Raw genomic sequence first — 13,051 nt, forward strand, 5'->3', positions numbered from 1 at the left:
GTCACACCCCGGTCCCGGAACCAGGCGGCCGCGGTCTGCAGTCGCCGCGTGTCCGGCCGGCCCTCCACCGGCTCGAAGCCGCCCAGTAGAACGGCAGCGTGGCGGTGTTGAAGACGTCGAGCCACAGGTCCTCGAGCCGCCGGGCGGCCTCCGGGTCCGCGCCGCCGAAGACGTTCTCGCGGCCCTCGCCCTGCTCGCCGTTGGCCAGCCCGACGAAGTCGAAGCCGATGTTCCCGAACGCGAACCGGTGCCTCACCTGCTCGACCAGCACGTCCTCGTCGGCGCGCGGCGAGCCGTCGGCGCGGCGGACGGTCAGCTCCGTCTCGAAGGCGCGGTGGGTGGCGGCAGCGGCTCCTGTGGTCACGGAGCGAAATCGTTATCGACAACGATTGACAGCGCAAGAACCCGCTGGAATCTTTCTCGACTGTGTTCCACGCCACGGCGGCGTGCGGCGAGACGAAAGGACCAGACATGCGGCGTTCGAGGAGAACTTCCCTCGCGGTGTTGTGCAGCGCTGTGGTCGTGGGTGTCACGGCCTGTGGCGGTGGCGGCGGCTCCGAGAGCGAGGCCGGCGACAACACGATCACGTGGTGGCACAACTCGAACAACGAGCCCGGCCGGGGCTTCTACGAGCAGGCTGCCAAGGACTTCGAGGCCGACAACCCCGGTGTGAACATCGAGGTGCAGGCCATGGCACACCAGGACATGGTCGACAAGCTCGAGGCCGCGTTCCAGAGCGGTGACGTGCCGGACATCTACATGGAGCGCGGCGGCGGCGAGCTCGCCGACCACGTCGAGGCCGGCCTGGTCCGCGACCTGTCCGAGGACGCGGCGGAGGAGATCGAGAAGCTCGGCGGGTCGGTGTCCGGCTGGCAGGTCGACGGCAAGACCTACGCGCTGCCGTTCTCCGTCGGCGTCGTGGGCTTCTGGTACAACAAGGAGCTCTTCGCGCAGGCGGGCATCGAGGAGCCGCCGACCACCATGGACGAGCTGGGCGAGGTCGTCGCCACGCTGAAGGGCGCGGGCATCACGCCCATCTCGGTCGGCGCGGGCGACAAGTGGCCGGCCGCCCACTACTGGTACTACACCGCGCTGCGCTCCTGCCCCCAGGACGTCCTCGAGGACGCGGTCACCAGCCTCGACTTCTCCGACGCCTGCTTCGTCGAGGCCGGCGAGGCGCTGGAGCAGCTGCTGAGCACCCAGCCCTTCAACCCCGGCTTCCTGACGACCCCGGCGCAGGAGGGCGCCACCTCCGCCTCCGGCCTGCTCGCGACGGAGCAGGTCGCGATGGAGCTGCAGGGCCACTGGGAGCCGGGCGTCATGCAGGGCCTCACCGAGAACGGTCAGGGCCTCGGCGAGAAGACCGGCTGGTTCCCCTTCCCCGAGATCGAGGGCGGCGACGGTGACCCGGCGGCGCAGCTCGGCGGTGGCGACGCCTGGGCGGTCGCGGAGGACGCGCCCGACGCGGCGGTGGACTTCGTGAAGTACCTGCTCTCCGACGAGGTGCAGCAGGGCTTCGCGGAGAACGACATGGGGCTCCCGACGAACCCGGCCGCGTCGGACTCCGTGTCCGACCCGGCGCTGGCCGAGCTGCTCGCGGTGCGGGACGCCGCGCCGTACGTCCAGCTGTACTTCGACACGGCGTTCGGGGCGTCGGTCGGCGGCGCGATGAACGACGCGGTCGCCCTGCTCTTCGCGGGTCAGGGATCGCCGGAGGACATCGTGAAGGCCACCCAGCAGGCGGCCGAGCAGGAGCGCTGATCCGACGATGACGTCGCAGGGCGCCGTTACGGCGGACCCCGGCGCAGCGGTCACCCGGCGCGCGCAAGCGCGCCGGGTGGCCGGTCCCCCGGCCGGCCGGCCGGGCCGGGACAAGCGCCGGCAGCGCCTCGAGATCCTCCTGTTCGTGACGCCGGCACTGGTGCTGATGGCGCTCTTCGTCGTCTACCCGGTCGTCTCGGCGGTCCGGATGTCGTTCTTCCGCTGGAAGGGCTTCGGCCCGCTGGTCGACTTCGTCGGGCTGCGGAACTACGTCAGCGTGCTGACCGACTCCGTCTTCACCGACGCGGTCATGCACAACTTCACGATCGTCTTCGCGTCGATCCTCGTGCAGCTGCCCCTGGGGCTGGCCCTGGCGCTGCTGCTCAACCGTCGGATCAGGGCGCGCGGTCTGCTCCGGACCATCATCTTCGTCCCGTACGTGCTGGCCGAGGTCATCGCCGGCGTCGTGTGGTTCCAGCTGCTGCAGCCGCGCACCGGTGTCATCGAGACCGTGCTGTCGTCCGTGGGGATCCCGGTGCCCGAGCAGGGCTTCCTCGGCACCCCGGACCTCGCGCTCGCGACGGTCTTCGTCGTCCTCACGTGGAAGTACCTCGGCCTGGCCGTGCTGCTGTTCCTCGCCGGGTTGCAGGGGGTCCCGGACGAGCTCTCCGAAGCCGCGCAGCTCGACGGCGCGAGCTGGTGGCAGATCCAGCGCCGCATCGCGATCCCCCTCATCGCACCGACGATCCGGACCTGGATCTTCCTGTCCATGATCGGGTCGCTGCAGTTGTTCGACATGGTCTGGATCCTGACCGGCGGCGGGCCGGCCAACGCCACGACCACGATGGCGACGTACCTGGTGAACCAGGGAACCCAGCGTGGCAACTTCGGCATCGCCGGCGCCGCGTCGGTGATCCTCTTCCTGATCGGGTTCGTGATGGCGATCGCCTACCAGTTCTTCGTCCTGCGGCGCGACACTAAGGCGGAGCGGTGATGGCACGCCGGTCGAGGGCGTTCGGGCAGGGCGGCCCGCTCGTCTACCTGGTGGCGCTGGCGGTCGTGGTCGTCACGCTCGGCCCGGTGCTCTACGGCGCGCTCGGCGGCTTCCGCAGCAACGAGCAGCTGGCGCGCGACCCCGCCGGACTCCCCGACCCGTGGCTCCTGCGCAACTACGAGGGGGTCTTCACCAACCCGAGCTTCTGGACCTATGCGTTCAACTCGATGGCGATCGCCGTCCTCACGACGGCGGTGGCGGTACTGGCGGGGGTCATGGCCGCCTACCCGCTGGCGCGCTACCAGTTCAAGCTACGGGAGCCGCTGTTCCTGGTGTTCGTCCTGGGGCTGCTCTTCCCGGCTGCCGTGGCGATCATCCCGTTGTTCATCCTCGTGACCCGGGACCTGCAGCTCGGCAACACCTGGTGGGGCGTCGCGCTGCCGCAGGCGGCGTTCGCGCTGCCGGTCACGGTGGTGATCCTGCGGCCGTTCCTGATGGCGCTGCCCAGGGAGCTCGAGGAGGCCGCCCTGCTCGACGGGGCGTCCCGGGTGCGCATCTTCTGGCGTATCGCGCTCCCGCTGTCGATGCCCGGGCTGGTCACCGTCGGCGTCCTCGCCTTCGTCGCCTCCTGGAACGCCTACCTGCTGCCGCTGCTCCTGCTCCAGGGGGACATGCGGACCCTGCCGCTGGGCGTGGCCGACTACTCGAGCGAGCACTCGGCCGACACCGCCGGGGTGCTGGCGTTCACCACCATCGCGATGATCCCTGCGCTCATCCTGTTCCTCGCGATGCAGCGGCGGATCGTCAGCGGGCTCCAGGGCGCGGTCAAGGGCTGACCGGGCGCCCATGGACAGGCGGACGACACCCACCCCGACCGGGTCACACCGGCCCGGAGCAGGTCGGCGACGCTGCTGCTCGCAGTGCAGAATCGGCTGCCCGACGGCCCGACGAGGAGGTGCATCGTGACCCTTGGCTCGTCCCGTGACGGCTTCGTCGGGCCCCGCTTCCTCCCCGGTCCGGACGGCGCGGCACCGGCCCCCCGGCGTCGCGTGACGATGCAGCAGGTGGCCGCGGAGGCGGGCGTCTCGGTGTCGACCGTCTCCAAGGTCATCAACGGCCGGTACGGCGTCTCCGCCGAGACCGTCGACCACGTCACGGGGGTCATCAACCGGCTGGGCTACGAGGTCAGCCTGGTCGCGCGGAGCCTGCGCAACCACCGGACCAACGTCGTCGGTGTGCTCGTCGCCGACTTCGAGCCCTTCAGCACCGAGGTCCTCAAGGGCGTCGCCGACGCCATCCACGGCTCCGGCTACGAGCTGGTGGCCTACTCCGCCGGTGGTCACGTCGAGGAGCACGTGGGCTGGGAGCGGCGGTACCTGACGCGCCTGATGGGGACGCTCATCGACGGCGCCGTCCTGGTCACGCCCACGGTGACCGACGTGGACGCCGACGGTCCGGTGGTGGCGGTCGACCCGCACACCGGCCCGTCGGGCCTGCCCGCGGTGGCCGCCGACAACCTGCAGGGCGCACGACTGGGCGTGGAGCACCTGCTCGAGCTCGGACACACCCGGATCGGCATGGTGACGGGGCGCCCCGACCTGCTGTCGGCGCAGCAGCGCGAGCAGGGCTACCGCGAGGCGCTCGTCGCCGCGGGGCTGCGGGTGGACGAGGACCTGGTCCGCCCCGGCGGGTTCGAACCGGACCTGGCGCGCGTGGCGGCCCGGGAACTGCTCGCGCTCCCCGACCCGCCGACCGCGGTCTTCGCCGCGAACGACCTGACGGCGCTGGCCACGCTGGAGGTCGCCAGGGATCTCGGCATCGACGTGCCGGGGCAGCTCTCCGTCGTCGGCTTCGACAACATCCCCGAGTCCGCGATGGGCGATCCTCCGCTGACCACGGTGCGACAGCCGATCCGGCAGATGGGTCAGCAGGCGACGGCCATGCTCCTGCAGCTGATCTCCGGTGCGGCGGTCGCCGACCCGCACGTCACCCTGAGCACCTCCCTGGTCCGGCGCTCCTCCACGGCTTCCCGACCGCACGGCTGCTGAGCGTCGCCGGGACCGCCATCAGTCGTCGTCGGCGCAGATCTTGACCTCCTTGCGGCCGTCGTCGAGCTCCACCTCGAGGTCGAGCGCGTCGCTGCCGTTCCTGCGGAAGTCGATCTCGATCTCGTCGTCGTCCTGGTCGTCGACCCGGCTGGTCCAACCGTCGGCGGCCGAGACCTCGCCCAGCACCAGGCGATCCCCCTCGCGGGTGACGACCGCGGTGCCGGCCTCGTAAACGGTGTACGCGCCGTCGGCCGCCTCCGGGATGACGACGCACTCGTCGCGGGCCGGCCGTGGCGGGTAGCCGGCCGGGACCGGCCCGTCCGCGCCGGTCTCCTGGGCGGTCGCCGAGCCGGTTTCGGCGGGCGACGACGCGGGCGCCTCCGACGTGGTGCCGGTGCTGCCCGCTGTGCCGCCGTCGTCCTGCTCGCCCCCGTTCCCGCAAGCGGTCAGGAGGAGCAACGAGCCGGCGGCGAGCAGGGATCGAGGGACGACCGAGTGCGCCATGAGGTGCCTTCCTGTCCGGGCCGACGGTCGGCGGCATCCTCCGATCGTCACCCGGCGCGCCCCACACCGCGCGGCGGACCGGGGGGCGGCTCCGGACGCGGCTCCGGGTGCCGCCTGCCCGTCACGACGTCTCCCGACGTGCCGGTTTCAGGCCGTCCGAAGGGGTACGGGTGCGTCCATGAGTGCCACAGCCATGGCGAGGGACGCCACCGCGGTGCTCACCCGCCCAGGTCGGCCGTTACCGGGTCCGCCATGATCCTGGGCGTCGCGCTCCTCGCGATGCTGGGCCTCGCCGCGGCGGCGCCACTCGCGCACCGTCGGCTGGGACGCAACACCGGCTACCTGCTCGCCGCCGGATTCGTGGTCGTCGGCGGGCTGCTGGCCACCCGGGCACCGGCCGTGCTCGACGGCGGCACGGTGGACGTGTCCTGGGCCTGGATGCCGTCCCTGCAGGTGTCGTTCACCCTGCGGCTCGACGGGCTGAGCGGGTTGTTCTGCGCGATCGTGCTCGGCGTCGGCGTCCTGATCATGGCCTACTCGCCCCGCTACATGAGCGAGAGCGGCCGCAACGGCGCCGTCTACGGGCTGCTCACCCTGTTCGCCGGCGCGATGCTCGGCCTGGTCCTGGCCGCCGACGTGGTTCTGCTCTACGTGTTCTGGGAGCTCACCACGGTCTGCTCCTTCTTCCTCCTCGGCACAGCCGGGCAGGTGGCCCTGAAGCCGGGCCGCAGGGCGCTGCTGATCACCGCCGCCGGCGGGCTGGCCCTGCTCCTCGCGGTCGTCATGCTGTCGGTCGTCGTGGGGACCACCGACCTGACCACGATCCTCGCCGAGCGCGACGCCGTGCTCGCCTCACCCCTCGCCTGGCCGATCGGCGCGCTGATCGCCACCGCTGCCTTCTCCAAGTCCGCGCAGTTGCCGCTGCACTTCTGGCTGCCCGGTGCCATGGTCGCGATGACGCCGGTGAGCGCGTACCTGCACGCGGCGACCATGGTGAAGGCCGGCATCTACCTGCTGATGCGGATGACCCCGCTGTTCGCCGAGCGGCCGGCCTGGTCGGCGCTGCTGCTCACCGTCGGGCTGAGCACCGCGGTGGCCGGTGCGTTCATGGCCCTGCGGGAGCACGACCTGAAGGCGATCCTCGCCCAGTCGACGGTGAGCCAGCTGGGCCTGCTGATCGCCGTGATCGGCGTCGGCACCCCGGTGGCCCTGGCCGCGGCCATGCTGCACACCTTCGCCCACGCCCTGTTCAAGGCGACGCTGTTCATGCTCGTCGGGATCATCGACAAGGAGACCGGCAGCCGCGACATCCGGGAGCTGTCCGGGCTCCGCCGGGTCATGCCGGTCACGGCCACGGTCACCGCCCTCGCCGCCCTGTCCATGGCCGGCGTGCCGCCCATGCTGGGCTTCGTCAGCAAGGAGTACCTGTTCCAGGGGTTGCTGGAGGCAGACTTCGCGCCCTGGGCCGGCCCGGTCGCGGGCGCCGTGGGCGTCACGGCGTCGACGCTGACCTTCGCCTACGGCCTGCGGATCGTCTACGGCGCCTTCGGCGGACCGACCCGGCAGCCGGACCTCTACGAGCCGTCGGCTGCCTTCCTCGCGCCGGCCGTGGTGGCGGCCGCCGCCGGCCTGGCGCTGGGTCCCGGCATCGACCTGCTCAACCCGGCGGTGACCCGGGCCGCGGCCGACGTGGTCTACGCCGGAGCGGTGCCCGAGTTCTCCTTCTGGCACGGCCTGAGCCCCGAGGTGGTCATGTCGGCGATCACCATCGCCGTCGGCACGCTCCTGTTCCTGCGGCGGGCCCCGGTCGACCGGGCACTGCAGCGCCTCCGGCTGCCGGACAGCGCGGCGATCTTCGAGCGGGCGCACGATGCGACGCTCGCCCTCGGCTCCGCCGTCGGGCGCCCCGATCGGAGCGGCATCCTGGCCGCTCACCTGTCCCGTCCCGTGGTCGCACTCGTCGCGCTCGGCCTGGCGGGGGTCGCCGTCGTCGGGGACCTCCCGGCCCGGTCCCCCACGGACCGCCCGCTGGACTGGCCGGTCCTCGGTCTGCTCGCGCTGACCGTCGCGGCCACCGTGCGCACCCGCTCCGCGCTCGCCGCGCTGGGCCTGGTCGGCACCCTCGGCCTGGTGGTGGCGGCGTGGTTCCTGCTGGCCGGCGCGGTCGACGTCGCCCTCACCCTGCTGCTGGTGGAGGTGCTGACCGCGGTGGTCGCCGTCCTCGTGCTGCGCCGCCTGCCGCTCCACCTCCGTGGCGCCAGCCGGCCTCGGGCCGCCCTCGCGGCAGGGCTGGGCCTCGCGGCGGGTGTGGCCGCCGCGGCCGCCACCATGGCGCTCACCGGGCGGCGCGACCGGTCCGGCGCCGGTGCCTACTTCCTGGAGTCCGCCGAGCCGGAGACGGGCGGCACCAACGTGGTGAACACGATCCTGGTCGACTTCCGCGGCATGGACACCTTCGGTGAGGCCATCGTCCTCGGTGCTGCGGCCGTCGGGCTGCTGGTCCTGCTGCGACGGGCGGACACCCCACGGACGGATGCGCCGCCGAGGGGCGTGACGCGGCGGCGTGAGCAGACCGATGACGGGCTCGTCCTCCAGGTGAGCAGCCGGGTGCTGATCCCCGGCATGGCCATGCTGTCGGCCTACCTCCTGTGGCGAGGGCACGACGAGCCCGGGGGCGGGTTCATCGCCGCACTCGTCGGTGGCACAGCCGTGGGACTGCACCAGGTCGCCCACGGGTTCCCCGGGCTACCGCGTCTGCTGCGCCCCGAGCTGCTGGTCGGTGTCGGACTGGTGGTGGCGCTCGGCACCGGCCTGGCCGCCCCTGCTCTGGGAGAGCCGTTCCTCACCCCGTTCGACATCCCGGTGCTGGGGGCGCTGGGCATCGGCTCGGCTCTGGTGTTCGACCTGGGGATCTACCTGCTGGTGCTGGGACTGCTGGCCGCGGCCTTCGACCGTCTGGCCACCGGCGGGCCCGGCCCGGACCCGGGGACGGAAGCGACGCACGCCCGGCCGCCGGCCGCCCGCGCGGTTGGTGGGGCGCCCGTCTCGAGGGAGGCGCCGTGACCGCCGCGATCGCCGTCGGTCTCCTCGTGGCCGGTGGGGTCTACCTGGTGCTGCAGCGCAGCCTGATCCGCGTGATCCTCGGTTTCGTCCTGCTCGGGCACGCGGTGAACGTCCTGGTACTGGCCGCCGGCGGGATGGACCGGCGCGGTCTGCCCCTGATCGGGCAGAGCGACCCCGAGCAGGCGGCTGACCCCCTGCCGCAGGCGTTCGTCCTCACCGCCATCGTGATCACCTTCGGCATCACCGTCTACCTGCTCGCGCTCGCCCGCGCGGGCGGCGGTGACACCGACCGGGACACCGACCGGGACACCGACCGGGACACCGACCGGGACACCGACCGGGACACCGACCGGGACACCGAGGGAGGCCGGTGAGCGGCATGTTGCTGACCCTCCCCGTGGTCGCCCCGTTGCTGGCGGCCGGTCTGCTGATCCTGCTGGGGCGCAGGAGCGCCGCAGACTCCCCCGCGCTGGTCCGATGGGTGGGCTGGGCCGTGAGCGCCGGGGTCCTCGTCGTGGCGTGCGTGCTGCTCGCCACCACGCTCGACGGGGCCCGCCCCGTCGTGCGGCTCGGTGGCTGGCCGGCGGGGATCGCCATCACGCTGGTCGCCGACGTGTTCAGCGCGCTGATGCTGGTGGTCACGGCACTGCTGGTCCTCGCGAGCCTGGCGTTCGCCGCAGCCACCGACGAGGACGAGCGACCGTTCTTCGTCCCCCTGGCGCTCATTCTGTCCTCCGGCGTCTTCGGCGCCCTGCTCACCGCCGACCTGTTCAACCTCTTCGTGTTCGTCGAGGTCATGCTGCTGCCGAGCTACGTGCTCCTCAGCGCCGCCGGCGGTCGCCGGCCGCTGGTCGCCGGACGGCTGTACGTCACGGTCAACCTGCTGGCCTCCACCGTCTTCCTGGCCGGGGTGGGGCTGCTGTACGGGACCGCAGGGACGGTCAACCTCGGCGAGCTCGCCGAGGTGGCGGCGTCGTCCACCCCTGCGGCACTGGCCGCCGCAGTGATCATGCTGGCCATGGCGGTCAAGGCCGCGGTCGTGCCCGTCCACAGCTGGTTGCCCTCGACGTACTCGGCCTCCGGGCCGGCGGTGACGGTGCTCTTCTCCGGCCTGCTCACCAAGGTCGGCGTCTACGCACTGATCCGCATCTACGCCGTCGTCTTCGACGGCGACCGGCAGTACCTGTGGCTGATCATGGCCGCCGCCCTGCTCACCATGGTCGTGGGCGTGCTCGGCGCCGTCGGTGAGAAGGCGATGCGCCCGGTGCTGACCTTCCACATGGTCAGTCAGATCGGCTACATGCTCCTCGGCCTGGCGCTCTTCTCCTCGGCCGGGCTGGCCGCGGCGGTCTTCTTCCTCGTCCAGTACGTCCTGGTCAAGGCGGCGCTGCTGATGGTGGCCGGCGCGGTGGAGGTGCGCTACGGGACCGGAGAGCTGGCCCGCCTCGGTGGGCTGATGCAGCGGGAACCGGCGCTGGCGGTGGCCTTCGCCGTCTCGGCGCTGGCGCTGGTGGGCATCCCGCCGCTGTCGGGGTTCGTCGCCAAGCTCGGCATCGCGACGGCGGCTGTCGCCGAGGACCAGTACCTGGCCGCCGCCGTCGTCGTCGGCGTGAGCCTGCTGACCCTGACGTCGATGCTCAAGGTCTGGAACGGGGTGTTCTGGCAGGCCGCCCCGGCCGACGCGGACCCGGCCGGCGGTGCCGAGGACGACGCAGCGGACCGCTCGGCCGTCGGGGTGCGGACACGGTCGCGAGCCGCGCTCACCGCTCCGCCGTTGCTGCTCGCCGGACTCGCGGTGGTCCTGGGCCTCTGGGCCGAACCGCTGCTGGCAGCGGCCGACGCGGCGGCCGCGGGGCTCGTGGACGTCGGCGCGTACGTGAGGGCGGTGATGGGCCGGTGACCGCGACTCCTCCGCCCCCGGCGCAGCGGGTGCTGGTCCGCGCCCGGCGGGTGCTCGCCTTCGCCGGGACCTATGCGGTCCACTTCCTTCGCGCGAACTACACGGTCGCGAAGGAGATCGTGACGCCGGGTGACGGACTGGCGCCGGCGATCGTCACGGTGCCGCTGCGCAGCCGCACCCGGGCGGAGACCGCCGCCTTCATGAGCCTGATCAGCCTCAGCCCCGGGACCATGGTGCTGGCCGTGAGCGACGACCGCACGCACTTGGTCGTCCACGGCATGCACGCGACGGATCCGGATGCCTTGCGCGCCGAACTGGGCGAGCTCGAGGAGCAGCTGCTGAGGGCCTGGCGCCCCGTGGTGCCTCGCCCCGTTGTGCCCCGCCACGAGGACAACCCGACACGGAGACCGACGTGATCCTGCTCGACGCCGCACTGGTCGTGCTGGCCCTGTCCCTGGTCGTAGCCACGTGGCGGCTGGCGTTCGGCCCCACCGACGCCGACCGGGCCCTCGGCGTGGACTTCGGCTTCGCCGTCGTCATCGCCGGCGTGGCCCTGCTCGCCGTCCGGCTCGACGCACCGGCCGCACTCGACCTGGTCCTCGTCGCCACGCTCGTCGGGTTCCTCTCCACCGTGGCCTTCGCCCGGCTGGTGGCCTCGAGGTCGTCGTCGTGACCGCCCAGGAGATCATCGGCGACGTCTTCGTGGCCGCCGGTGTCCTGCTCATCGCCATCGCCGCGATCGGCCTGCTGCGGCTGCCCGACGTGTACAACCGCGCCAACGCGGTGGCCAAGGCGGCGAGCCTGGGACTGGTGTCGGTGCTGCTCGGGGTGGTCGTCCTGGCCCCGAGCGCCTCCGCCGTGGCAACGCTGCTGGTCGCGATCGTCCTGCAGCTGTTCACCGTGCCCATCGCCGGCTACAAGATCGGGGAGGCCGCCTACCTGTCGGGAGCTCCGCTCGTGCCGGGCACGCACGTGGACCCGATGGACGCCGGGCTCGACGGGAACCGGCCGACCGGCAGGGCCTGACGGCCGGTCGTGCGGCGCGGCCCCGTCAGCCGTCGAGGACGGCGGCGACCCGATCGGTGTCCGCGTCGGACCAGCCCGGTGGCGGGAGGATCGCGGCCCAGTGCCGCACGAAGTCGCCGTAACGGTGCCCGTGGCCCACCGGCGTCGAATTGCCGACGGCCAGGTCCGCGGTGACCTGCGCGAAGGTGACGACGGGGTACCAGCTCATCGAGGGGCTGACGTCCGCACCACGCGGTTCCTCCAGCCAGTCGGGACGGCGGAACAGCAGGTCCGGCGACCACCAGCAGATCGGATCGGAAGCGTGCTGCAGGAACAACACGCGGGGGGCCTGCCAGGGTCTGCCGTCCGGCCGATGGACGTCGGAGCGGTCGGACGCGAACCGTACCGTCAGCCCGGAGTCATACGTCGGCAGAACCTGGGGAGTGCCGCGATCACGCCGCTCCACCAGCTCCCGCCAGAGCGTGTTGGACTGCGGCGGTCCCACGAACAGCGCGCCGTCCGTCCGCGCCCGGATGTCACCGAGCCCGCTGAAGGCGGCCTGCGCCCCGGTCGATCCGAGGCTCTCCCCGTAGACCAGCAGACGCGGGCGTGTGTCCTCGGGCAGCCCGGCCCAGCGTTCGTGCACCTGGTCGAACAACTGCCGGCCGGCCTCGCGGGCCCGCTCCGGGTCGGTCAGGAAGGCCAGGGAGCTCGGCAGGTAGGAGTACTGCATCGACACGATGGCGGTGTCGCCGGCGTACAGGTGCTCGAGCGCCTCGGCGGCGTCCTGGTTCACCCAGCCCCGACCGGTCGGCGTCACCACGCACAGCACCGCCCGGCGGAACGCGCCGGTCCGCTCGAGCTCGCGGACGGCCACCGCCGCCAGTTCCTCGAGGTCCTCGCCGCTGTCCAGCCCCACGTAGACGCGGATCGGCGTGCGGACGGTGCGGCCGGCCGCGGTCTCCGCGAGGTCTGCGCGGCCCGGACCGGAGGACACGAACCGTCGGCCCTGCACCCCGAGCTCGTCCCACGGGGACAGCGAGCCGGGCCCACCGGAGCGCATACCGGTCACCGGCGGTTCCCGGCCGGGTGGCACCTCGTTGTTGACCGCGTCGAAGGAGCTGTCGATGGCTGCGAGCGTCCAGCGCAGGACGAACTGGTCGAGCGCCGCACCGATCACCACGGCCACCGCGAGCGCTCCGAGCGGGCTGGCCACCCGGGCGGGCAGCACCCGCCCCAGTGGTCCGGCGACCCGTCGGGCGGCCGCGCGCAGCAGTCTCCCCACACCGACGAGGAGGAGCGCGACCGCGAGGGTCACCGCGACGATCAGCAGCGGCGAGGCCCCGCTCGGCGGCTCGAGGCCGACCAGCCCGTGCACCTCCCGCTGCCAGCCGAAGGAGGCGGTCAGCATCAGGGCGAAGGCCAGCGGTGCCAGGACCCATACCGCCCAGCGACCGGCCTTGTGCAGGTGCGGCCCCGGCCGCCACGTGGCGCGCCGGGCCACGCGGGTCCCGAGCCGCCCCACGCCGTAGCCCACTGCCGCCACGATCCCGCACACCAGACCCTGAGCAGCGGGAGACCGTGGCAGCAGGGAAGGCGTCAGCGCCAGGCAGGCCAGCGCCGTCCCGACCGCCACCCCTGGGGCGGTGAGCGGCGTGGGCAGCGGGATGCGCAGGGGCCCGCGAGGCGATCGGGTCCGCCGCCGGTCGGCCGCGCCGTCCGGCTCGCCCACGCCCCGGCCTCCGCTCATCGGGCCAGATGGTGCCGCATCCGCCG

General features: G+C 72.7%; 13 protein-coding genes. 10 read left to right on the plus strand and 3 right to left on the minus strand.

All coding sequences use genetic code 11. From position 1 onward, the window contains the following. Position 1: 1 nt before the first annotated feature. On the minus strand, positions 2–364 hold the full coding sequence (locus tag MVA48_RS04190; RefSeq protein WP_246986133.1) for a hypothetical protein: 363 nt from the start codon (positions 362–364) through the stop codon (positions 2–4). Between the two features lie 137 nt (positions 365–501). Between MVA48_RS04190 and MVA48_RS04195 the strand changes: the two genes are divergently transcribed. From MVA48_RS04195 to MVA48_RS04210, 4 genes are all read left to right on the plus strand, one after another. Further along, positions 502–1,761, plus strand: coding sequence for an extracellular solute-binding protein (locus MVA48_RS04195; protein ID WP_246986135.1), 1,260 nt, complete (start codon positions 502–504; stop codon positions 1,759–1,761). Positions 1,762–1,837: 76 nt separating this feature from the next. Beyond that, positions 1,838–2,755, plus strand: coding sequence for a carbohydrate ABC transporter permease (locus MVA48_RS04200; protein ID WP_246986137.1), 918 nt, complete (start codon positions 1,838–1,840; stop codon positions 2,753–2,755). Beyond that, positions 2,755–3,591: a carbohydrate ABC transporter permease gene (locus MVA48_RS04205; protein WP_246986139.1), complete on the plus strand. Its 837-nt coding sequence runs from the start codon at positions 2,755–2,757 to the stop codon at positions 3,589–3,591. The genes MVA48_RS04200 and MVA48_RS04205 overlap by 1 nt, the downstream gene beginning before the upstream one ends. A 126-nt stretch (positions 3,592–3,717) precedes the next feature. Next, entirely contained in the window at positions 3,718–4,803 is a 1,086-nt protein-coding gene (locus MVA48_RS04210) for a LacI family DNA-binding transcriptional regulator (protein WP_246986140.1), read from the plus strand. Between the two features lie 18 nt (positions 4,804–4,821). On the opposite strand, the gene MVA48_RS04215 is transcribed toward MVA48_RS04210, so the two are convergent. Continuing rightward, entirely contained in the window at positions 4,822–5,307 is a 486-nt protein-coding gene (locus tag MVA48_RS04215; RefSeq protein WP_246986142.1) for a hypothetical protein, read from the minus strand. A gap of 252 nt (positions 5,308–5,559) precedes the next feature. Between MVA48_RS04215 and mbhE the strand changes: the two genes are divergently transcribed. From mbhE to mnhG, 6 genes are read left to right on the plus strand one after another with little or no spacing between them, the layout of a single operon-like run. Continuing rightward, positions 5,560–8,370, plus strand: a complete 2,811-nt coding sequence (gene mbhE, locus MVA48_RS04220; protein WP_246986144.1) for a hydrogen gas-evolving membrane-bound hydrogenase subunit E — start codon at positions 5,560–5,562, stop codon at positions 8,368–8,370. Next, positions 8,367–8,744 (plus strand): sodium:proton antiporter, encoded by a 378-nt coding sequence (locus tag MVA48_RS04225; RefSeq protein ID WP_246986153.1) that lies wholly within the window; start codon positions 8,367–8,369, stop codon positions 8,742–8,744. The genes mbhE and MVA48_RS04225 overlap by 4 nt, the downstream gene beginning before the upstream one ends. A gap of 5 nt (positions 8,745–8,749) precedes the next feature. Further along, positions 8,750–10,270 (plus strand): monovalent cation/H+ antiporter subunit D family protein, encoded by a 1,521-nt coding sequence (locus MVA48_RS04230; RefSeq protein WP_246989070.1) that lies wholly within the window; start codon positions 8,750–8,752, stop codon positions 10,268–10,270. Beyond that, positions 10,267–10,686, plus strand: a complete 420-nt coding sequence (locus tag MVA48_RS04235; protein WP_246986161.1) for a Na+/H+ antiporter subunit E — start codon at positions 10,267–10,269, stop codon at positions 10,684–10,686. Before MVA48_RS04230 ends, MVA48_RS04235 begins: the two co-directional genes overlap by 4 nt. Next, positions 10,683–10,943 carry a monovalent cation/H+ antiporter complex subunit F gene (locus MVA48_RS04240; RefSeq protein ID WP_246986163.1) on the plus strand — a complete coding sequence of 87 codons (261 nt, stop codon included), beginning with the start codon at positions 10,683–10,685 and terminating at the stop codon, positions 10,941–10,943. The genes MVA48_RS04235 and MVA48_RS04240 overlap by 4 nt, the downstream gene beginning before the upstream one ends. Beyond that, a complete protein-coding gene (gene mnhG, locus MVA48_RS04245; protein WP_246986166.1) occupies positions 10,940–11,296 on the plus strand; it encodes a monovalent cation/H(+) antiporter subunit G in 357 nt (118 codons plus the stop codon). Before MVA48_RS04240 ends, mnhG begins: the two co-directional genes overlap by 4 nt. A 25-nt stretch (positions 11,297–11,321) precedes the next feature. On the opposite strand, the gene MVA48_RS04250 is transcribed toward mnhG, so the two are convergent. After that, entirely contained in the window at positions 11,322–13,025 is a 1,704-nt protein-coding gene (locus MVA48_RS04250; RefSeq protein ID WP_246986169.1) for an alpha/beta hydrolase, read from the minus strand. Positions 13,026–13,051: the final 26 nt, after the last annotated feature.

This window comes from Blastococcus sp. PRF04-17 (genome assembly GCF_023016265.1).
Classification (GTDB): Bacteria; Actinomycetota; Actinomycetes; order Mycobacteriales; family Geodermatophilaceae; genus Blastococcus_B.